The organism is Dyadobacter sp. BHUBP1 (assembly GCF_050587785.1).
Classification (GTDB): Bacteria; Bacteroidota; Bacteroidia; order Cytophagales; family Spirosomataceae; genus Dyadobacter.
Window position 1 is genome coordinate 550,666 of the sequence record NZ_JBOBIH010000002.1, and the last position, 21,849, is coordinate 572,514.

14 protein-coding genes are annotated in these 21,849 nt (G+C 48.1%); 12 read left to right on the forward strand and 2 right to left on the reverse strand.

Features of this window, described 5'->3' with window-relative positions; translation table 11 throughout:
* The first annotated feature begins 7 nt into the window (after window positions 1-7).
* The 10 genes from ruvA (at window position 8) to ACQ4MZ_RS09165 (ending at window position 15,071) form a co-directional block, all read left to right on the forward strand.
* Complete coding sequence (gene ruvA / locus ACQ4MZ_RS09120; RefSeq protein WP_430844441.1) at window positions 8-598, forward strand: Holliday junction branch migration protein RuvA; 591 nt, start codon at window positions 8-10, stop codon at window positions 596-598.
* 99 nt (window positions 599-697) lie between these two features.
* Entirely contained in the window at window positions 698-7,966 is a 7,269-nt protein-coding gene (sprA, locus tag ACQ4MZ_RS09125; RefSeq protein WP_430844442.1) for a cell surface protein SprA, read from the forward strand.
* A gap of 76 nt (window positions 7,967-8,042) precedes the next feature.
* Window positions 8,043-8,423, forward strand: a complete 381-nt coding sequence (gcvH, locus tag ACQ4MZ_RS09130; protein ID WP_430844443.1) for a glycine cleavage system protein GcvH — start codon at window positions 8,043-8,045, stop codon at window positions 8,421-8,423.
* A gap of 80 nt (window positions 8,424-8,503) precedes the next feature.
* The gene (locus ACQ4MZ_RS09135) at window positions 8,504-9,787 is read left to right on the forward strand and encodes a dihydroorotase (RefSeq protein WP_430844444.1); all 1,284 of its coding nucleotides are present in this window, start codon (window positions 8,504-8,506) and stop codon (window positions 9,785-9,787) included.
* Window positions 9,784-10,347 carry a DUF4199 domain-containing protein gene (locus ACQ4MZ_RS09140; RefSeq protein ID WP_430844445.1) on the forward strand — a complete coding sequence of 188 codons (564 nt, stop codon included), beginning with the start codon at window positions 9,784-9,786 and terminating at the stop codon, window positions 10,345-10,347. The genes ACQ4MZ_RS09135 and ACQ4MZ_RS09140 overlap by 4 nt, the downstream gene beginning before the upstream one ends.
* 6 nt (window positions 10,348-10,353) lie before the next feature.
* On the forward strand, window positions 10,354-10,869 hold the full coding sequence (locus ACQ4MZ_RS09145; RefSeq protein WP_430844446.1) for a DUF4199 domain-containing protein: 516 nt from the start codon (window positions 10,354-10,356) through the stop codon (window positions 10,867-10,869).
* Window positions 10,869-11,597 (forward strand): gliding motility-associated ABC transporter permease subunit GldF, encoded by a 729-nt coding sequence (gene gldF, locus ACQ4MZ_RS09150; RefSeq protein WP_430844447.1) that lies wholly within the window; start codon window positions 10,869-10,871, stop codon window positions 11,595-11,597. The genes ACQ4MZ_RS09145 and gldF overlap by 1 nt, the downstream gene beginning before the upstream one ends.
* 245 nt (window positions 11,598-11,842) lie before the next feature.
* Complete coding sequence (locus ACQ4MZ_RS09155; protein ID WP_430844448.1) at window positions 11,843-12,388, forward strand: RNA polymerase sigma factor; 546 nt, start codon at window positions 11,843-11,845, stop codon at window positions 12,386-12,388.
* Window positions 12,385-13,269 (forward strand): anti-sigma factor, encoded by an 885-nt coding sequence (locus ACQ4MZ_RS09160; RefSeq protein ID WP_430844449.1) that lies wholly within the window; start codon window positions 12,385-12,387, stop codon window positions 13,267-13,269. Before ACQ4MZ_RS09155 ends, ACQ4MZ_RS09160 begins: the two co-directional genes overlap by 4 nt.
* A 92-nt stretch (window positions 13,270-13,361) precedes the next feature.
* The gene (locus tag ACQ4MZ_RS09165; protein WP_430844451.1) at window positions 13,362-15,071 is read left to right on the forward strand and encodes an FAD-dependent oxidoreductase; all 1,710 of its coding nucleotides are present in this window, start codon (window positions 13,362-13,364) and stop codon (window positions 15,069-15,071) included.
* Window positions 15,072-15,993: 922 nt separating this feature from the next.
* Here the strand turns inward: ACQ4MZ_RS09165 and ACQ4MZ_RS09170 are convergent.
* Window positions 15,994-18,234 carry an AAA family ATPase gene (locus ACQ4MZ_RS09170; RefSeq protein WP_430844453.1) on the reverse strand — a complete coding sequence of 747 codons (2,241 nt, stop codon included), beginning with the start codon at window positions 18,232-18,234 and terminating at the stop codon, window positions 15,994-15,996.
* 400 nt (window positions 18,235-18,634) lie between these two features.
* Entirely contained in the window at window positions 18,635-19,057 is a 423-nt protein-coding gene (locus tag ACQ4MZ_RS09175) for a helix-turn-helix domain-containing protein (RefSeq protein ID WP_430845350.1), read from the reverse strand.
* 177 nt (window positions 19,058-19,234) lie between these two features.
* Here ACQ4MZ_RS09175 and ACQ4MZ_RS09180 point away from each other — a divergent pair, with 177 nt between their 5' ends.
* Both ACQ4MZ_RS09180 and ACQ4MZ_RS09185 read left to right on the forward strand, forming a co-directional pair.
* Window positions 19,235-19,498 (forward strand): hypothetical protein, encoded by a 264-nt coding sequence (locus tag ACQ4MZ_RS09180; RefSeq protein ID WP_430844455.1) that lies wholly within the window; start codon window positions 19,235-19,237, stop codon window positions 19,496-19,498.
* A gap of 99 nt (window positions 19,499-19,597) precedes the next feature.
* Complete coding sequence (locus ACQ4MZ_RS09185; RefSeq protein WP_430844456.1) at window positions 19,598-21,760, forward strand: 2'-5' RNA ligase family protein; 2,163 nt, start codon at window positions 19,598-19,600, stop codon at window positions 21,758-21,760.
* Window positions 21,761-21,849: the final 89 nt, after the last annotated feature.

Here is a 21,849-nt window from a genome sequence, read left to right on the forward strand (position 1 = left end):
TATTTTTATGATTGCCTACGTTAACGGGATTGTAACTTATAAAGACCCAGCGTACGCTATCATCGATGTCAACGGAGTAGGTTATGAGGTCAGAATATCATTACAGACCTACACTTCGCTCCCAGACATTGGTGCCCGGTGCAAGCTGGTAACGTTTCTCAATATACGGGAAGATGCCCACGTCCTTTACGGTTTTTGGGGGAATGATGAGAAGAAACTTTTCCTGGATCTGACAAGCATTTCAGGAATCGGGCCATCAACAGCGCTCGTAATGCTTTCCTCTTTATCTTCCTCGGAAATCCGCCAGGGAATCATGGATGAAGACCTGCGCCTGATCCAGTCGATCAAAGGCATAGGGTCCAAGACTGCTCAACGCGTAATCCTCGAACTAAGAGACAAAATTCGAAAGGAAGAACTCGTTTCAACAGGTACCAAATCTGCTGAAACGTCGTCAAACACTCTCCGGAGTGAAGCGTTGGCTGCGCTCGTCACTTTGGGTATTCCCAAACCGACGGCGGAGAAAAGTCTGGATGCCATCATCAAGCGTGAGGGGCAATCCATTAGCGTTGAAAATCTGATCAAACTAGCGTTACGTTAACCGGAACTGCAATGATATTTGGTGAAAAATTTTACAACCGTAAAATCGTGTTGATGGATTTGTTTGTAAATACAACCTTCTCTAAATAAGTATATTACCTTGTCATCAACGATTTACTCATTTCTTTTTAAGGTATTAAGCATTTCGGCTGGAGCGGCGTTACTGGTAAACGTTTCGGGCGGCAAGGATGAGCCATATTCGGAGCAAGCGCAGGAATGGGCCATACTTGCAGACACGCTTAAAGAAGATACCACCAAAAAAAACATCGACAGATCGGGCTCTCAGCTCATCATGCGATGGAAGGATTACTATTCCAATCGCATCACAGAACCGCGGCCGCGTTCGCCGTTCTACCTGCGGGAACCTAATAACATCTCCACCAACATTACGCTCGACAGTGCAGGGAAAGTTGCAGTGACCGAGAAAATCCAGACTCCGGGTGCCGCCGCACCGGGTGTTGCCGCACCGGGTGTCGCCACACCGGGTGTCGCTACACCGGGCACTGCGGCATCCGGCATGCCTACGCCGGGCGTTGCTATGCCGGGTGGTACACTGAATTACCGATATCCTGAGCGCATGGATCTTGAAACTTACAACAAGATCCAGGAAGACCGTGCATTTAAAAGCCTCCTACGCGAGTACGCGAGCAGGCAGGACGGCAACAGCGCCATGGGTGCGCGGGGCTTGCTGCCCAAGCTGGACCTGCCGCCGGGATTAACCAAACTGCTCGGGGATGACTTCGTGAATTTCAAACCCACTGGCTTCGTATCGTTGGATCTCGGGCTGATGCACCAGTTCCTGGATAACCCTGCTATTCCGATCCGTCAGCGGAAAAATACGCAGTTCATTTTCAATGAGCAGATCAATATCAACTTTGACGCCAAACTTGGTGATCAGCTCGGGTTTCAGACGAACTTTGACACCAAAGCCAACTTCAACTTCGAGAATGCGATCAAGTTGAACTATAAAAACCCGGAAGAAAGCTTTATCCGGAAAATCGAGGCGGGTAATATCAACTGGGCCATCAATAGCCAGCTGATCCCCGGTGTTCAGAATTTGTTTGGTTTGAAAACTGAGTTTCAGTTCGGACGTTTGAACGCCACTTTTGTAGCTTCACAACAGAAATCCAGCAAAGAACGGATCACACTGCGGGGCGGAGCCCAAAGCCGTGATTTTGAATTGCGGGCCGATACTTACGACGAGAACCGTAATTTCTTTCTTTCCCAGTATTTCCGGAACATTTACGAAAGTTCGTTGCAAAACACGCCGACAATCACTTCCGGTGTGACCGTGACGCGTCTCGAAGTATATGTGACCAACCGGACAACCACTACCGAGTCGCTAAGGAACATTGTAGGTTTTGCCGATTTGGGTGAGCCTGCTCCTTACCGTGCTGGTAACCCTAACTTACAACCGGTGCGTTCCACTTCGCCCGCGAGCAACGACGCCAACGGCCTTTACAAGAAACTATCGGATAACACGGCTTTTCGCCAGGTCGACAATACCAATACCGCCATTGCGGGCCTCGGTCTTGAAAAAACCATTGACTATGAATTGCTGCGGGGAGCGAAACGGCTGATCCTCGATCGCGACTATACATTCCATCCGCAGCTCGGCTATATCTCCCTGACCAACGCACTCCGCAACGACGAAGTCCTTGCGGTTTCTTATGAATATACCCTGAATGGCCGTGCTTTCAAGGTGGGGGAACTTACCGAGGATTATCAGGCGAGAAAGGATAATGAAGTAATCGCGCTGAAATTGTTGAAATCGTCGACTATACGGAACAACACCAAGTTGCCGATGTGGGATCTGATGATGAAAAACATCTATTCGCTCGGTACAAGCCAGATCGACAAGCAGGGGTTCCAGTTAAGAGTGATTTACAAAGACGACCAGACCGGTATCGATAACCCGAACTTGCAGGAAAGTAGCATAGCCAATATCCCCCTGATCCGCCTCTCCGGCCTCGATCGCCTGAATCCGGTCAATGACCTGCAACCCGATGGTAACTTCGACTTTGTGGATGGTATCACGATGGACAGCAAGACGGGGCGCATTATTTTCCCGGTACTGGAACCATTTGGTAGCAACCTGTCCAAAAAATTTGGTCCCGGTGAGGATGTCTATCGTAACAAATATGTGTTCAACGAACTGTACCGCACGACGATGATCGATGCGCAGCAGGTTTCGGAGCGTAACAAGTTTTTCATCAAAGGTGCTTATCAGTCGAGTGGGGGAGCTGAGGTGCAGCTGCCATTCGGCGTGCTGGAAACTTCTGTAACCGTGACCTCGGGCGGCGTCCCGCTTTCTCCGGGTTCGGATTACATCGTGGAAGCGCAGATCGGCCGCGTGCGGATTTTGAATTCCAGCGTGCTGGCTTCGGGGCGCGAGATCGTGATCGAGTACGAGCGCCCGGATATGTTCCAGAACCAGATCAGGACTCTGGTAGGAACACGTCTTGACTATGTGGTCAACCGCAACCTGAGTGTCGGTTTGACGGCCATGAAGTACAAGGAGCGTACTGCCGGTTTCCTCTCAAGGGTTTCCATCGGTAACGAGCCTGTGAATAACACCATGCTCGGGTTTGACGTAAACTTCCGGAAGGATGCACCATTCCTGACTAAATGGCTGGACGCATTGCCGCTGATCCAAACCAAAGAAATGTCGTCGATCCAGTTCAAGGGGGAGTTTGCCAAATTGCTTCCCGGCGTTTCCAAAGACGTGAATAACCGTTCACTGGTCGACGACTTCGAGGCCGCGCGTACAGTGTATGATCTGTCACGTCAGCCTCAGAAATGGCGCGTGGCGGCGGTACCGACCAAGTTCAGGGATGGATTTACGGGTAAAGACCTGAATTACGGCTATAAACGCGCCAAGATTTCGGCTTATACCGTCGATAACATCTTCGGCGGGGCGCAGGGACTCGGAGGAGGATACCAGCCGCCTACCAACTTCGATGACAAGGATCGCAAAAACTATTACGAACGACTTTACCTGCCTAACCAGATTTTCCCGAACCGCCCTATTGCGGGGCTGGTGACGTATCCGCAGCAGGTACTGGATATTGCCTATTATCCAAGCGAGCGCGGAATGTATAACTACAATACCGATCTCAATCCCGACGGCCGTATGAAAAACCCGAGGAATAACTTCGGGGCATTGAGCCGTGCGATTACGTCGGATAACGATTTTGATAACGCCAATATCGAAAGCATCGAATTCTGGATGCTCGATCCTTTCATCAATGATGGCACTGAAAAAAGCCATATCAGGGATGGTTTTTCTGAACAATCCAATACTACCGGTGGAAAGCTGGTATTTAACCTGGGGGATATTTCAGAAGATGTAATCCCGGATGAGCGCTATAACTTTGAAAATGGGCTGCCGCTTGTACCAAAGCAGGTAGGAGTCAATGTTGACTCAACGGCCTGGGGCTATGCTACCAAATCGCAATACCTGATCAATGCATTCAGTAATGAGGATGGTGCGCGCCAGAAGCAGGATGTCGGTCTGGATGGTTTGACCAACGAGGAAGAACGTGCTTTCTTCAAAACCTTCATCGATCGTCTGCCCGCTAACCTCACCGCCGAAGCACGTGCGAAAATCCTGGCCGACCCCTCGGGCGACGATTTCCAGTTCTTCCTGGGCGCCGATCTTGATGCGGAGGATAAGAAAGTGCTGGAACGCTACAAAAACTACATCGGGATGGAGAACAACTCTCCCGAAAGCCAGGGGAGGTCTGTGGATGTGACGCCGGCGTCGACGAATATTCCCGACGGCGAGGATATGAACGTCGATAACACCATCAACGACAATGAATCCTATTACGAATATGAGATAGACCTGAAACCGGGGCAGCTTGCCGTGGGGAATGGTTATATTGTTGACAAAACAGTGAATGCCGATGACGGCCAGAGCTGGTACCTTTTCCGCGTTCCCATCAAGGAGTTTACAGGAATGGTAGGGAGTATGAATGGCTTCAAGTCGATACGTTTCATGCGGATGTACCTCACTGATTTCCAGCAGCCGGTTGTATTGCGTTTCGCCCAACTGCAAATGGTAGGCCAGCAATACCGGAAATATACCTATAACCTCGACGCGCCCGGCCTACAAGAAGTGCCGGAACCTTACGACGCGAAATTTACTGTTGGTACTGTGAGTATTGAAGAGAACAGCCAGGCTAACAACGACAAATATAAATACGATATTCCTCCGGGCTGGATACGCGATCAGGACAATACCCAGCGTCCGCCGTTGTTGCTTAACGAGCAATCCATGAGCCTTTGTGTGACCGATCTTCGTGACGGAGATTCCCGTGCGGTTTTCAAAAATGTGAACCTCGATTTGCTTTTCCGCAAGCGCCTCCGCATGTACGTACACATGCAGAACGAGCAGAACGAGGATAATATGGTGGGTACGTTCATGCGTATCGGTACCGACCTTACTCAAAACTACTATGAGATTGATTTGTCAGCTTTGAAATCGACTGGTCCGGGGCCTAAATCGCGGGAAGAGATCTGGCCGGAAAGTAACGAAATCAATATCGCGTTGGCGGATCTGATTGATGCCAAAGCGCAACGCAACCGGCAAATCGACAAAAACCTCAGTGTGCCTTTCACCGTCCTGAGCTCCGACAGAAGGTACAAACTGACCGTAGTCGGTAACCCGGATTTGAGTGCTGTGAAAGTGATGATGATCGGTGTCCGCAACCCGAAATCGGTGGATGAGCGCGCGAAGACGTTTTGTATCTGGGTGGATGAAATGCACGTCGAAGGTTTCGACGATACCGGCGGTATGGCGGCCATCGCGCAGTTGAATGCGAAGCTGGCCGATTTCGCGACATTGACAGCCTCCGGCCGGATTGAAACGTTCGGTTTCGGTACCGTGCAGCAGCGTATTGGTGAGCGCACAAGGAACTTTACTTCGGAATATGGATTCTCTTCCAATATTGCATTGGATAAACTGTTGCCTGCCAACTGGGGCTTCCAAATACCGCTGTTTGTAAGCTATGACCGCCGAAATGTAAAACCGCATTTCGACCCGCTTGATCCCGATACGCCATTGAGCACCTCGCTGGATAACCTCCGAACGGACGAGGAACGGGACGGATACAGGCGCATGGTAGAGGAAAATGGCGTCAAGCGAGGGTTTAACTTCTCGAACGTCCGAAAGATCAAGACCAAGCCGGGTGCGAAAAACCATTTCTTCGACTTTGAGAACTTCGCGTTCAGCTATGCATTCAGTGACGACAAGCGGAGGAATATCCTGACGCAAGAGTACAATCAGCGTGCGTACCGGGCCGGTATTTCGTATATGTATGCCAGCCAGCCGAAGGCCATAGAACCATTCAAGAAATGGAAAGCAACAGGGCGTTGGGCGGAGTTCATCAAGGAATTCAATGTGACGTTGCTGCCGAACATGGTTTCACTGCGTACCGATGTGGACCGCCGTTTCCTGAAAACCCAGTTGCGCAATGCCGACCTCACGACCGACGGTATCCAGCCGCTATATGAAAAGTATTTCTGGTTCAACCGCTATTATGATTTCGGCTGGAATCTGACGCGAAACATGACGTTGACCTACGCCGCCACCGCTAATTCGATCATCGACGAACCGGAGGGAGATATCAACACCGGCGCCAAGAAGGATTCGCTTTGGAGTAATTTCAAAAAGCTGGGCCGTATCAAAAATTTCGACCAGAAAATTGACCTGACATACCGCTTGCCGCTCGACAAAATTCCGGTGTTGGACTGGATGTCGGCAGACTACAAGCATTCCATAGGCTACAACTACCAGGCCAACGCATTGAACCTGAAAGATACGACGGGGCTGCCGTTCGGGGATATTATCCGTAACAGCCGCGAGCGGGGAGTTACCGGAAAGGTGGATTTTGTATTGCTTTACAACAAACTCCGCTACTTGAAATTCGCGAACACTCCTTCTGTTGCAAGAAAGAACTTTGCACGCAGCCCGGGTGATATTGAGGACATCGATATGCGCACGACCGACATTGTGAAGAGCCTTACGAGGGCCTTGATGACCGTTCGTGGTATCAACGTCAGCTACTCCGTATTGGAAACGACGGCATTGCCGGGCTATCTGAGAGCGCCTAAGTACTTCGGGCTCGATAATGCCAATGCACCGGGGCTCGGCTTTGTGCTGGGCCAGCAGGACAGGAACTTCCAGATGAAAGCAGCGGAAAAAGGCTGGATTACGAAAAGCAAGCAGCAGAATATGCCGTTCCAGCAAACCATCGCCAAGAACTTCTCGGCCAATACCACATTGGAGCCCTTCAAGGATTTCAGGCTGATCATCGAAGCGCGGTTGACGCGGCAGGATGCTTACCAGGAATTCTACCGGCCCGATTCATCCGGGAATTTCGCGTCGCAAAGCCCGTTGCGGAATGGCCAGTTCAGTATGTCGTTCATGTCGTTCCGGACTGCATTTGCCAAAATGCGGAGAGACAACTCTTCACCGGTATTCGATAAATTCCGTGCATATCGCGCGATTCTGAGAGACCGGCTGAATGCGGAGAACAAGAGTGGTGGCGAATACAACGAAACTTCGCAGGACGTGTTGATTTCGGCATTCTTTGCGGCATATACCGGCAAGGATCCGAAAACGGTACGCACCAACCCATTCCTGAAATTCCCGATGCCGAACTGGGACTTGAGCTATACCGGCCTTTCGTCGATCCCGGCGTTCAAGCGGTTATTCAGCTCGTTCACATTGCGGCATAAGTATATGTCCAATTACAGCGTCGGTAACTTCACCTCGTCACTCGACTATGAGGCGCTTTATGTAAACCTCGCCGTAACGGGTTATCCGTTATCGTCGCGGTTGAATGATCTCGGCCAATATGTTCCGGTGTTTGCGATGAGCACCATTACGCTTTCGGAGAAATTCCAGCCGCTCGTGGGCGTGGAGATGCGTACGCAGAGCCGCGTGACCGCGCGCGTAGAATACAACCGCGACCGTACCATTGCCTTGAACCTCTCGAACTCGCAGGTAGCTGAACTCTTCAACCAGGACATTACGGTTAACATTGGTTTTACCAAAAACAATGTGCCGCTGCCGTTCAAGATCAATGGTGTGAAGAAGAAGCTGAAAAACGATATGACGATGCAGCTCGCGATGACGTTCCGGGATACCCGCTCGATCCAGCGGAAGTTCGACGGCGAGAATATCCCGATCGCCGGAAACATCAACTTCCAGCTGCGTCCAACGGTGAATTACATGGTCAACAACCGTTTGAGCGTACAATTCTATTTCGACCGCACGTTCAACGACCCGCTGGTTTCCAACTCATTCTACCGCGCAAGTACAGCCGGTGGCGTGCAGCTGAAGTTCAATTTGGCTGAATAACATTTTGATTTGGAAAATACAGCTTACATCGTGTAATTTGCGCTCCAAAGATGTTCACTACTTACCTGATTTTATCATGAATTTTCCATCAGAACTCAAATACACAGAAGATCACGAATGGATTCGTATTGAAGGAGATACGGCAATTATCGGAATCACCGACCATGCTCAGAATGAATTGGGTGATATTGTGTATGTGGACATTAACACAGTTGGTGAAGCATTGGGCAAGGGGGATGTTTTCGGTTCGGTAGAAGCTGTGAAAACAGTATCCGACCTTTTTATCCCGGTTGCAGGTACAGTGCTTGAAGTAAACCCCGACCTCGACGGCGAACCCGAACTTGTGAACACTGATCCTTACGGCAGCGGATGGATGGTAAAAATCAGTCTGGCCAACCCCGGTGAAGAAGACGGGCTGCTTTCCGCAGAGCAGTATAAGGAATTAATAGGCGCCTGATATTAGGTTGAAGCTCCATCCGGAGCTTTTTTTTTGAAACCGGCTCGATGTTGCATTCCGGTGTTTAGTTTGAAATAAATATGAAATTGTTAGTTAGCTCGGTTCGGGTAATTGATAAAAAATCACCCTTCAATGGTCAGGTGAAAGATATCCTGATCGAGGGAGGGAAGATTAAACAAATTGGTGATCACCTCGACGCAGGCAATGCGCACATAGTCGACGGCACCGGGCTTTGCGTATCCGCTGGCTGGGTGGATATGCGCGTGCAGGGGCGCGACCCGGGTTTTGAGCATAAAGAGGATTTGCATTCGGTGCGGAAAGCTGCGGCACACGGCGGGTTTACGGAAATCGTATTACTACCAAACACCCTGCCGGTGGTTGATACCAAGGATACCCTCAATTATATCCGTCACAGCGGCTTCGGCGGGCTCGTAACGTTACATCCCGCGGCGGCGGTAACGAAAAAGACCGACGGCGTCGATTTCACCGAAATGATGGATTTGCACCAGGCGGGCGCCATTGCATTTACAGACGGCGAAAGCCCGGTACAGAATGCGGATTTGCTTTTGAAAACCATCCTGTACCTGCGTCCGTTGAATGCATTGCTCATCAACCGTCCCGAGGACCGCGAGCTCACGCTTTACGGACAAATGCACGAGGGCGTCACGAGCACGCTCGTAGGCATGAAAGGAATGCCGGCATTGGCGGAAGAAATGATGCTCATCCGTGACCTGAAACTGCTTGAATACGCATTAGAGAAGAATACCTATGATACCACCGCACCAGTACTGCACGTTTCACTGCTGTCGACCGTACGCGGTGTGGAACTGGTCCGTGAAGCGAAGGCAAAAGGTCTGCCCGTTTCGGCAGATATTGCCGCGCACCAGCTGGCATTTGAAGACAAAGACCTGATCGGCTTCGATACCAACCTGAAAGTAAACCCGCCATTCCGCTCGTCGGAGGATAATGCGGCGCTGCGGCAGGGTTTGGCTGACGGTACCATCGACGCCATCGTGTCGGACCATAACCCGCACGACGAGGAAAGCAAAAACCTTGAATTCGACCATGCCGATTTTGGTATTACCGCACTGGAAACTGCATTTGCATTATCCGTCATGCATAGCGGCCTGGTAGTGGATGATATCGTGGAGAAACTGACTGCGCAGCCACGCCGCATTCTGCGCCTGCCTGAGGTAAGCGTTGCGGAAGGCGCTACGGCGAATCTCACATTCTTCGATCCGAATGCAGAATGGCTATTCGGTAGAAGTTATTCCAAATCCAAGAATACACCGTTCCTGGGCCAGACGCTGAGAGGGAAGGTAAGAGGGGTGATCAATAATGGTAAACAGGAGTGGTTTCAATGAATTCGGTTATAGCATATTTTAATAAACCTATTTTAAAGTACTCGCTGCTGTTCGGGCTGGCGCTGGGCATACTGGTCTTTGCGTTCTTCCTGGGCTTATATGCGATGGGCATTGTGCCGTTGGGCAACAACAAGGTGCTCGATATTGGTATTCATATTATTCTTATCGCGGGCGCTTGCTGGTATTACCGCAAGAAAGTCGGCAACGGATTTTTGCATTTGTGGGAAGCATTAACCATCGGTTACGTCGTTAACACCGTTGGTGCATTGGTTGCGGGCTGGCTGATCTATTTTTTTGTAACTTACATCGACCCTTCTGTTTTTACCGCATACATTGCCCAGATGAAAGACCTGATGTTGCAAGGCAAAGCCGAGCTCGTCAAGAATATCGGGGAGGCCGAGTTTGTGAAGATGTATAATGGCGTGGGAGAAATGGCTACTTCGGAAATCATCACGGATGAAGTAGGAAAGAAAACAGTCATGGCGATCATCCCGATCCTTGTAATTTCGCTGATTTTGAGAAAACAGGATTACAGCATCATGCAAAACAACAAATCTTAAACCTTCATGGAAGAAAAAACCTCTACTGCCCGCGTTGCATTGAAGTACGGCGCTCTGTCTGCCGTGGTGATCATGATTTACTCTACGATACTTTATGTGTCGGGGCTTTCACAGAACAAGGTATTGTCATCGCTTTCGTTCCTGGTGATGATCGTTGCAATCGTATTGGCAATGAAGGATTTTCGCGAGAAGAATAAAGGTTTCATGAGCTATGGCGAAGGCCTCGGTCTGGGCGCGCTTACATCGGCGGTGATGGGGCTGCTGAGCTCCGCATTTACGATGTTTTACATCCAGTTTATCGACAACAACTTGCTGGCGCAGGGCATGGACCAGGTCCGCGAGGATATGGAAAAACGTGGGATGGACGATGCGCAGATCGATCAGGCTATGGAGCTGTCGCAGAAATTCATGTCCCCGGGCGTTGTCTTCGTGATGGGTGTGTTTGGTTATCTGCTAATGGGTTTTATTGTTTCGCTGATCATTTCTGCCATTTTGCGCCGCGATAAGCCGGTTTTTGAATAATGTTAGCAATCTTCCGAAAAGAGGTAGCCAGTTTTTTCAACTCATTGATCGCTTACATTGTGATGGCGGTCTTCCTGACGGCCATCGGCCTGATCGTATGGGTTTTTCCGGATTCCAATATCCTGGATTATGGTTATGCAGACCTCGGCTCGTTTTTTGGTCTGGCACCTTATGTGCTGATATTCCTCATTCCGGCCATTACCATGCGTTCGCTGGCCGAGGAATCGCGCAATGGCACGCTCGAATTGCTCCTCACCAAGCCTATCCGTAATATCGATCTCGTACTTGGCAAATTCTTCGCCAACTGGGTGCTGGTGGTGCTCACCTTGCTGCCGACGCTCATTTATTATTATAGTGTATATCAACTGGGGAATCCCGTCGGCGACGTCGATTCCGCGGCTGTGGCCGGGTCGTATCTCGGCCTGCTGCTACTCAGCGGCGTGCTGGTAGCGATGGGTATCTGGGCCTCTTCATTGAACGACAATCAGATCGTGGCGTTCATCCTCGGCGTGTTCCTCGCATTCATCTGGCATGTCGGTTTCGGAGCCGTTTCCGGCATGTTTGGGGATGGTTTCGCGGCCAATTTGCTTTCCGGTATAGCCCTGGACGTTCAATACCAGGCATTGGGGAAAGGGCTCATCGATTCCCGTAATGTGATTTACCTTTTCAGCCTGATTACCTTCTTTATTTTCCTCACACTCTGGCGTGTAGAAAGCCTCCGCAAGTGAGGCACGCATTTTGCAGCTAAGTATTCGTGCTGTCGATCCAATCCGGTGTGCTGTTCGTATATGCCTGAAAGCACACTACGATGGCGAACTTTGACAGACAATCCGGAATGCATTCCATTCCTCCCAATCTGGTGATTTCCTTCCTGTGCGGCGATGGGGCAATAATTTGGTATGGCCCATCCAGGCGTGTAGGAAAATTTACTAGATTGCCAGTAACTAATTTACAATTAAATGTTAAGCGACTCTTGGCGACCAGCAAGGTAAAATACTCGGAAGAGGAATTGGTGTCAGCTCTGAAACGGAACGAGCGAAGTGCCTTCGAATTCCTGTACGACCATTACTCAGGAGCTTTGTTTAATATCATTTCAAAAACGTTGAAGGACGAGGAGAAAGCCGCAGATGTATTGCAGGAAAGCTTTCTGAAGATTTGGAAGAATATCGCTTCCTATGACCCCGGGAAAGGACGATTGTTTACATGGATTATGAATATCGCACGCAACGGGGCGATAGACGCAGTCAGGGCGGAGGGGCGGAAGCCGGCAATGGATGATATTGAAAACACGGTGGTCCTGAATGAGAAGGATACGTATGAAGATTCACAGACAATCAGTTCGGACATGAAGGCGATCATCGACATGCTCCGGCCCGAGCGGAAAATACTCATCGATATGGCCTATTTCCAGGGCTACACGCATGAGGAAATCTCCGAAGAACTGAGCATACCGTTGGGCACCGTGAAATCGCGGATCCGGACCGCATTACAAGAGTTAAAACATTACTTTGCAGTATGAATATCCAAGCCTATATAGAGTCCGGTATATTGGAGGAATATGTATTGGGCACTGTTACTCCCCAGGAGAAGCAGGAGGTGGAGTGTATGTCGCATATTTACCCTGAGATCAAGGAAGAGTTGTTGCGTACCGAAAGTGCATTGGAAGAATATGCACTGAAGCACCAGGCAACACCGCCGCCGTCTTTGAAAGAGTCGATTTTTGCGCAAATGAATTTCGATGCCCCCGCCGAAGAACCAGAAGCGGAGGAAGCGACAGAACAGCAGACTGTAAGCCAGACTGACGCCGCGACGCCCGTACGTACGGAAGCACGCGTGATCGACAACGCATTCGACCGCGTGGAAACGCAGGTAGTGACGCCCGCCTGGGCGAAGCTGTCCGTAGCGGCCGCGGTATTGCTCGCGCTTTTTGCGGGATGGTCGGCCATGCAGATGACCGATATGAAAAACGCCAGCAACGAGGCGGTAGCGAAAGTGGAAAGTATGCAGGCCGATATGGCGGCGATGAAAGCGCAGACCGAATACAACGAGGCCGTGGCCGCATTGTTCCGCAACCCGACCTATAAACACGTGCATTTGGCAGGACTGGATAAATCACCCGAAAGCGCTGTTTCCGCATTCTGGAACACGCAAACGAATGAAGTGATGATCGATGTCCAGAGCCTCCCGGCCGCGCCCCAGGGCAAGCAATACCAGCTTTGGAGCATCGTGGACGGCAAATCGGTAGACATCGGTATGCTGGACAATGCATTTACCGGCAAAGTCTTGAAAATGAAAAACACCAAACCCGGTTCCGCGGCATTTGCGATTACCCTGGAAAAAGAAGGCGGCAACCCGACCCCGACCATGGAGGAAATGTATGTGATGGGGAAAGTGGTGTAGTGACTGATTTTTAGATTGATATGCGCTCATTGTGAGGATGAAACCTCACAGTGAGCGTTCTTTTTATTACTTACCTAAATACCTTAAACCTTATGAAACGCCGTAATTTTCTGGGAAGTGTCACATTGGGCAGCAGCTTGCTGGCCGGAACTTCCGAAAATCGCGAAACCGGAAATGCAGCTTCCGGCAAAGAAACCCCTGCAAAAGCCACATTAACCGCCGACCTCGTGATTGCGGGTGGCGGCCTGGGCGGATGCGCCGCCGCATTGGCCGCATTGCGCAATGGCCTGTCGGTAATCCTCACCGAAGAAACCGACTGGATCGGCGGCCAGCTCTCGCAGCAGGGCGTACCACCCGACGAGCACCCGTGGATCGAAACGCACGGCGCCACGAAGGCTTACCGCGATTTCCGCACCGCCGTGCGTGAGTATTACCAGAAAAACTACCCGCTCACCGCCGAGGCCCGGAGCCGCAAAAACCTCAATCCCGGCGACGGCTCCGTATCCAAGCTCTGCCACGAACCGCGTGTAGCCGTAGCCGTGCTCACCGACATGCTGAACCCGTACCTCAGCACCGGCAAGCTCACATTGCTTTTGGAACACAAAATCGTGGCCGCCGACGTGAAAGGCAACAAAGTACAAGCCCTCACCGCTCAGAACCGCCGCAATAAAGCCCAGGTAACCCTCACTGCGCCCTATTTCGCGGACGCTACCGAGCTCGGCGACCTGCTGCCCATGACCGGCACCGAGTTCGTCACCGGGGCCGAATCCAAAGCCGAAACCGGCGAATTCCACGCCCCCGAAAAAGCCGACCCGAACAATGTGCAGGCATTCACCGTCTGCTTCGCGATCGACTACCGCCCGGGCGAAAACCACGTGATCGAAAAACCGCGCGAATACGATTTCTGGAAGAACTACGTGCCCAAAATGGCCAAACCCTGGTCGGGCAGGCTGCTGGACCTTTCGTATTCCAACCCCAAAACCCTCGAACCGAAACAGCTCGGCTTCCACCCGGAAGGCATCCCTACCGGCAATAACCTGAATCTCTGGCTCTACCGCCGCATTATTAACAAGGCCAACTTCGCCCCCGGCACCTACGCCGGCGACATCACCATTGTAAACTGGCCGCAAAACGACTACACCCTCGGCAACCTCATCGGCGCCAGCGAAAAGGACTTCGACAAGCATTTCGAACGCGGCAAGCAGCTCAGCCTCTCGCTCCTGTACTGGCTCCAAACCGAGGCCCCACGCCCCGACGGCGCCAAAGGCTGGCCCGGCATCCGCCTCCGCAAAGACGTCATGGGCACCGAAGACGGCCTCGCCAAATACCCCTACGTCCGCGAATCGCGGCGCATTAAGGCGCTATTTACCATTAAGGAAGAGCACGTCGGCGCCGAGCAGCGCGCTGCTGTCACCGGGCAATCTGCGGGTGTGAAAGCGGCTACTTTTGAGGATAGCGTTGGGATTGGCTACTACCATATTGACTTGCATCCCAGCACCGGCGGGGATAATTACATTGATTTTGGGTCACTGCCGTTTCAGATTCCTTTGGGGGCGTTGCTGCCGGTGCGGATGGAGAATATTTTGCCTGCCAATAAGAATATTGGGACCACGCATATTACGAATGGGTGTTACAGGCTGCATCCGGTGGAGTGGAGCATTGGGGAGGCTGTGGGGTTGTTGGTGAAGTTTGCTTCTTCGAAGAATGTGCTTCCGCGGGCTGTGAGGGGCGATAAGGGGTTGTTGGAGGGGTTTCAGGGGTTTATGAGAACGGAGGGGATTGAGTTGGAGTGGAAAGGGTGAGGGATTAATTGATTGATTTTTGGAAAATGCGTTCGCATGGATTCTTACGGTGCGTTGCACCTTTCGGATATCCTTGTGAACGCATTTTCTACAAATATTACGGTGCGCTGCACCTATCTCGGAAAAGGTGCGGAGCACCGCAAGATTTGTAGAAACGGATTAGACAATCGACAATGTGAGGTGCAGCGCACCGTAAGATTTGACCGTAATAAATTTATTAGCGGTTAGGAGTGTAGGCATTGCGCATGTTATCAATGGGTGTTACCAGTTGCATCCGATGGAGTGGATTGGGGCGGCTGGGGGGCGGCTGGTAGGATTTGCTTCTGTTCAGTGGGTTGTTACGGAGGATGTTAGGTTGATGGCGGGGTTTCAGGGCTTTGTGAGAGGAGAGACGGAGTGGAAGGGATGATATATTAATTGATTAATTTTTGAAAATGCGTTTGTGTGAAATCTTGCGGTGCGCTGCACCTTCGGAAAACCGTTGTGAACGCATTTTCTACAAATATTACGGTGCTCTGCACCTATCTCGTAAAAGGCGCAGAGCGCCGCAAGATTTGTAGAAATGGGTTAGACAATCGAGAATGTGAGGTGCAGCGCACCGTGAGATTTGACCATAGTAAGTTAATAGAGATTCGGAGCATTGGCACTATTTAAGCATGGGTGTTACCGGTTGCATCCTGTGGAGTGGAGTATTTGGGAGGTTGTGGAATTGTTGGTGAAGTTTGCTGCTTCTCGAAGATCCTTCCTCGGGTTGTTAGGGAGAGTGCTGAGGCGTTGAGGGGTTTCCAGAGATTCTTGATTAAAGAGGGGTAGAGTTGGGGTGGAAGTGAATAAGCCCAAATATCTAGCTTAAGGAAGGTTTTACCTCAAATGTTAGAAGTTGTGCGCTAAAACCATCTTATGCGCACAACTAGATAGATCGTTAAACCGTAATGATTTTTAACTGCCCGCCGAAATCCCTTAATATATAATTCGTAACGACGTCACATGCTTCTTTAACCATTATCTCTGTAACTGGTTTTTGAGCCCTGAGGATACCATGAGAACCATCGTGCATCAATGAATACAAGTAATTATTGTTGGCAAATCCATCTATTCTCTCACAAAATTTCTCTAATTCCAGTTCAGGCGAAACAAATCTGTTGATAGTTTCAAGAACATGTCTAATAGAGTTTGCAGTGGTGTGAGATGGTCGCCCAATGCCCTGAGAAATAGAGTATATATCTCGCAGATGTTCTTCGTAGGGCATTATCAATTCGTTACCCAATTTCAGAAGGATTCCTCTCGTTATAACGTATTTATTGCCGATGATCTTGTTGCGGATCAAAATTGACATAAATTCAAGATTATGAGTTAGTAGTATAATTCTAAGTCGTGGGATTGCGAAGAGACTATTTAAATTTCTAATAAGCTGTGCTGTCGCATATACGAAATGAAAATCTTGACTGGATATTGGATCGTCAATTACAAAGAATAATTTATTGTAATCGGCTTCTTTTTCTATATATTTATGTGATTCTGCGATGAAATAGCAAAAAGCTACTATGCTCTTTTCGCCAGTACTTAGTACATCACTTGCATTGTTTTCAAGAATATGTTCGCCAAATTTAATACAGAATGTTCCGGAGTCGAAAGAGTACTTAGTTCCAAAAAAACGAGTTAATAATAATTCAAGTGTCTTTGTGACTTTGTCTTTTTTTGAAATCTTTTCACTGTCTTCCTTTGTTTTAATATCTTGTTGAATTGAATTGATCTCAGATTTTAGACTTGCTATCTGAGTAATAGATTCAGTCTCAATATTTCTAAATGAATTAAATTTTGATTTACACAGCCGTCGGTTTAGATCTAATTTTTCTGCACTTAAATTATTTTTTCTTTCATTAAATATTTTAACTATCGTTTGGTTTTGATCTATTGCATCATTGGATTTTTTGATCCAATTATTTATCGCAACTAATGCATTTACTACCTCTGGTGACATTCTAGGCTTTGAAATGTCAATCTTTTTGGCTTCAAGCGCCTTTTGAATGATGATAAAGTGTTGATCAATATCTTTTATATCAATAATGTTTGCTAAAATAGTATCGTGTAGTGATGGCAGGTATTGTTGAAGTTGCAAAAAATCATTTTGCAGTTTTAGAAACGCCTTATACACTTCTCCGTAATCCTTTCGATCACTTTTGAGTTGTGAAAATAGATCCGATGCCCTTTTAATATGTTGAGCTTCCGCTTCTGCTAAATATTCTGTATAATGGTCTATTAATTGCAATGAATGATCATTGAGTGTTTGCTCGCAAAAAGGGCATATCGTTTTGTCTTTCTTAGCAAGACCCACGCCAATCTCAATGAAATCTTGTTTGGATTTAACCTTATTTTTGAAATCTTCTGCAATTTGACTTCGTTTGAATTCTTGTGATAAAAATTCTTCTATATAAGATATAGTTTTGGTTTCTCTTATTTTGTTGGTATTGTACAAGTCTGTTATATTAGCCGGAAGTGATTTTAGCTTGTTGTATTTTTCTACCAAAACTTCGAATGATTCTTTCTCTGTAAGTTGAAAGAGAGGGTTGATTAAGTTTGCGTATCTAAATGAGTTGTACTCGGTAGTATTTTTTCGAATATCTAACTTATCTAGCTCATTTAGTGATTGAGCTATTTTACTATTTAGTTTCTGATCTGCTTTTTCAAGGGCGGAAATTTTTTCTGAGAGATTAAGCTTTTCATTCGATAAATCTATTTTTTCTTTACCTAAAATATATCCTTCAATTTGGCCGTTTGGTTTGTATTTCGATATGTCTAAATTTTCTTTTACATAGTCTTCGTTAAATGTTCTAAATATGTAGTTTGAATTATTTTTTATAACTGGAACATGATTTCTTTTAAGCGAAAACTCGGCATCGCGATTTATTCCAGGTTCTTTCGTGTTCTTAATTTCGATTTTAAAAAAGCCTTCATTTTTACCGACTGTTAATAGTCGGCTTGAATCCTCGGGTTTAGGATTTTCATTTGCAAGCAGCCTGAATGCCCTACTTATAAACGTCTTTCCAGAGCCATTATTAGCATAAATACCTATTTCTATGGAACTCGTTTGGATTTTGGCTGATAGAGCTTCGTGAGGTCCGAGGTTTGAAGTTACGAGATCGAGGGTAATTTCTTTTGCCATATAGAGATTTTTTTGTCGTTATAATGACAAAGTAGCAGCCACTTTTAAGATAATGGTCTTACCAAGGTAATTTATTTAACGGTATCTAAATTAAATTATGAAGCAATTAGCTGGCGTCCAGACATATTAGCTGGTATGTCGTTTTTGTTACAATGTAACTTTGAATAGCAAGACATGTTATACTTGCAGTGTAGACTCAATACTTTACTGATGTGCAATTTCGCGTCCCATGTGGGTTAGCTGATTTTGTCAAAGATCACTTATTCTTAGATTGTTCTTTTACAGCCGTGAGCACGTTATCCTAATTTTAATCTTCACTATATTTGACCAATCTGTTTGTGGTTAGTGTGAGTGACAAATTGTTCAAGCTGTTTTGGATTTTATCATGCTGCCTAAACTATTATTTTCCCCCAATCAACCGCTCCAACCGCTCCATCATCTCATCCTTTTCCTTCAACATTCGCTCATAAAGCTCCATTTTTTCGCCATGCAGTCTCCTTATTTCAGCAATTGGATTGACCTTGAAACTTGAATGGGGATTCCCTAGAAAAGCTTGGTCATGAAACGTATTTGAAATAATATTAATCGCTTGGTTTTCATCAAAATTCCGAATCGCTTCCACAGGTATTTTCAATATCGCTGCTACTTGTTCCAAAATGTCGGAATCGATCTTTTCGCGCTGTTCGAGCGTGGAGATTCTTTGCTGGTTCCAATCGCTGCCGAGCTCGAAGGCAAGCATGTCCTGTTTGATTCCGAGCATTTCGCGGAACCGTTTCACGTTGCGGCCTTCGTGGATCTTCGGGTTGGAGGTAGTATGTGTCATACGGGGGCTATTTCGTTGAAAAGGCAATTTATATAAATCCATCGGGAAGTGTTCCGGTAATTTACAGGTATTTCGGCGTAAGTTACGGGGCGCGCGGGTTGGGTACGGGTTGCAGGAATGCGTGCTTTACGGAAAACGTAAATGCACGGTTTGTCCCACACTTCTTACACCCACAAAATGAACACACAAATACACCCTATCGAATGCACGGATGCGATGTTGCTGGCCTATGGCCGCGAGGTAGGCAAGCTCCTGAGCAGCAGCAGCGCCGAATGCTGGCGCGACGAACTCTGGACGATCTTCACCGGCTACATCATCTCCCTCAAAGAACAAGGCCCCGCACCGGACCTTTGCGATACTTACTTTTCGTTTAAGGAGCTGATTGCGTTTTTTGAGAATGTGGAGCGGATTGGGAGAGGGGAGGAGCTTTTATCTGGCTGAAAAATAATCGTTTTTCACAAATGAAGCCGTTTTATAATCATTTTTCATAAAAATTAATTATTTTTCACAAATTTCCATGGAATCGAAAGCCAGAAAGTTATGTTGGAAAATAATCGTATTTCAGAAGAATGGTCTGAAAATAATCATTTTTCACAGTTTGTAACTGTTTTTCATGGAAGACAGGCGCCGGAAAGAGCACTACTCGTAGGCTACGGTGCCATTATAGAACGGCTTGCGCTCAAAATGCCCTTGCCAGACAAGTTATCGTTGATTGGCACCCGCTACAAACAGCTATCGGACGAGCACTGGAATGTACTAACAGCAAGATACACCCCATCAGATAGCCTTTACGGTCATTTGGTCTTCGCTTTGAAATATGAAGGGGTCAACTTGCTATTTTTCAAAAAGTTATTCGAGCGCATTGGGAAGAGTGAAGCCGAGGCGTTGGTGAGCTTTGAACGTACGGGCCAGTACAGCCGACGAATATGGTTCTTGTACGAATGGCTGATGGACGAGCCGCTCGATATCCCGGATTTGAAGGAAGGGAATTACGTGCCGCTGCTGGAAGGGGATTTACAGTTTGCATTGGAGAAGTCTGTCAACGTGCCCCGGCAGCGTATCCGCAATAATTTGCCGGGAACGAGGCAGTTTTGCCCGCTGATATTTAAGTCGGAAAAACTCAAAAACTTTATTGGAGAATCGCTTGAAAAGCATTCTTACGCGACTTTAAAAAACGTTCACAAGGATATTCTGGCCAGGACATCGGCATTTCTGCTGTTGAAGGACTCGAAGGCATCGTTTTCGATCGAGGGCGAGAATCCATCGCCAAGCCGGGCTATGCTGTGGGGTAAGGCGATCGGGCAGGCCGGTGACAAGCCACTTACTTCGGAGGAGCTACTGCGTTTGCAGCAAATAGTGATCGGCGATTCCCGTCGGATACAGCTAGGCTTTCGGACAGAGGGCGGGTTCATCGGCGAGCACGACAGGTCAACCGGAACCCCAATGCCCGATCATATTTCGGCGCGGTGGGAAGATCTGGATGAATTAATGAAGGGGCTTCTTGAAGCTGCGCAGTTGATGGAGGCAAGAGGTTTTCATCCTGTTTTGATTGCCGCGTCGATCGCATTTGGTTTCGTTTTCATTCACCCGTTTGTGGATGGCAATGGCCGGCTTCACCGGTACATTATCCATCATTTGCTTGCTCAAACCAAGTTCAGCCCGGAGCAGATGATATTTCCGGTTTCGGCGGCTATTCTGGAAAAAATAGGCGACTACCGGTCAGTTTTGGAGCATTACTCTCATTCCGTTCTTCCGTTTATCGACTGGGAGCCGACTGCCGATCACAATGTGAAAGTTAAAAATGAAACGGCCGATTACTACCGCTATTTCGATGCCACCAGGCAGGCCGAGTTTCTCTTCGAGTGCGTTGCGCATACGATCTACTGCACGATTCCGGACGAAATAAAATACCTCGAGCGATACGACGCATTCAAAAACTGGCTGGACGACCATATTCCGATGCCGGATAAGATGGTGTCGTTACTAGTGGTTTTTTTATCCCAAAATGCTGGAAGGCTGTCACGCCGGGCATTGGATAAGGAATTTGCTGATTTGGAACATGAAGAGGTGCAATTGATTGAAAGTAAATACAGAGATATTTTTCAAATGGACGAACCGGTGAGATATTCGATTGCCATCAGGCCGCCGAAGGAAATAATCGACAAAGTGAAAGGCATGAAAAGTGAGCTGAGAGCTGAGGTTAAAGGTTTTTTCAATAGTGTGAACTCAGAAGCCCATATCTCGCTATTCGAATTTCATGCCTATGAAAGAGATTATCCACTGCTGTTGAAGATGTTTAGGAGTATAGTCGAGGGATTGCATCCGTTTGAAATTGAATTCAACGGCTTCAACCATTTTCCGACGAACGGCGCATTTTACGTTGAGCCAACCCCTGCGTCGTCAAGGGCAATTATTGAGCGATGCAATCAATTTAAGCAGAATACAAATTCGAAACTTTTAAAGGATTACACGGAAGGCTGGACGGAGTTATTTGGCAAACCGCATATGTCGATTGGCAGACGACTTTCTCCGGAATGGATTGAGATAGCCTATTCACTCTTCCAAAAATATGACGCCAAATTCTGGTGTGATTCAATTAGTGTGAGGAGATTCAATGGAGACCGCAGACAGTTTGATGTAATCGACACATTACCAATGCTAGGAAAAGGCTCTTCTTCGCCTGTTCAACTAGGGTTATTTTGATAAAAAGCCGATCTAGAGTTCACGATCTGAAGACAAAAAAAGGGACGAGCAGCCTAAAACCGCTCGTCCCCGAAAATCTATTACCGTCG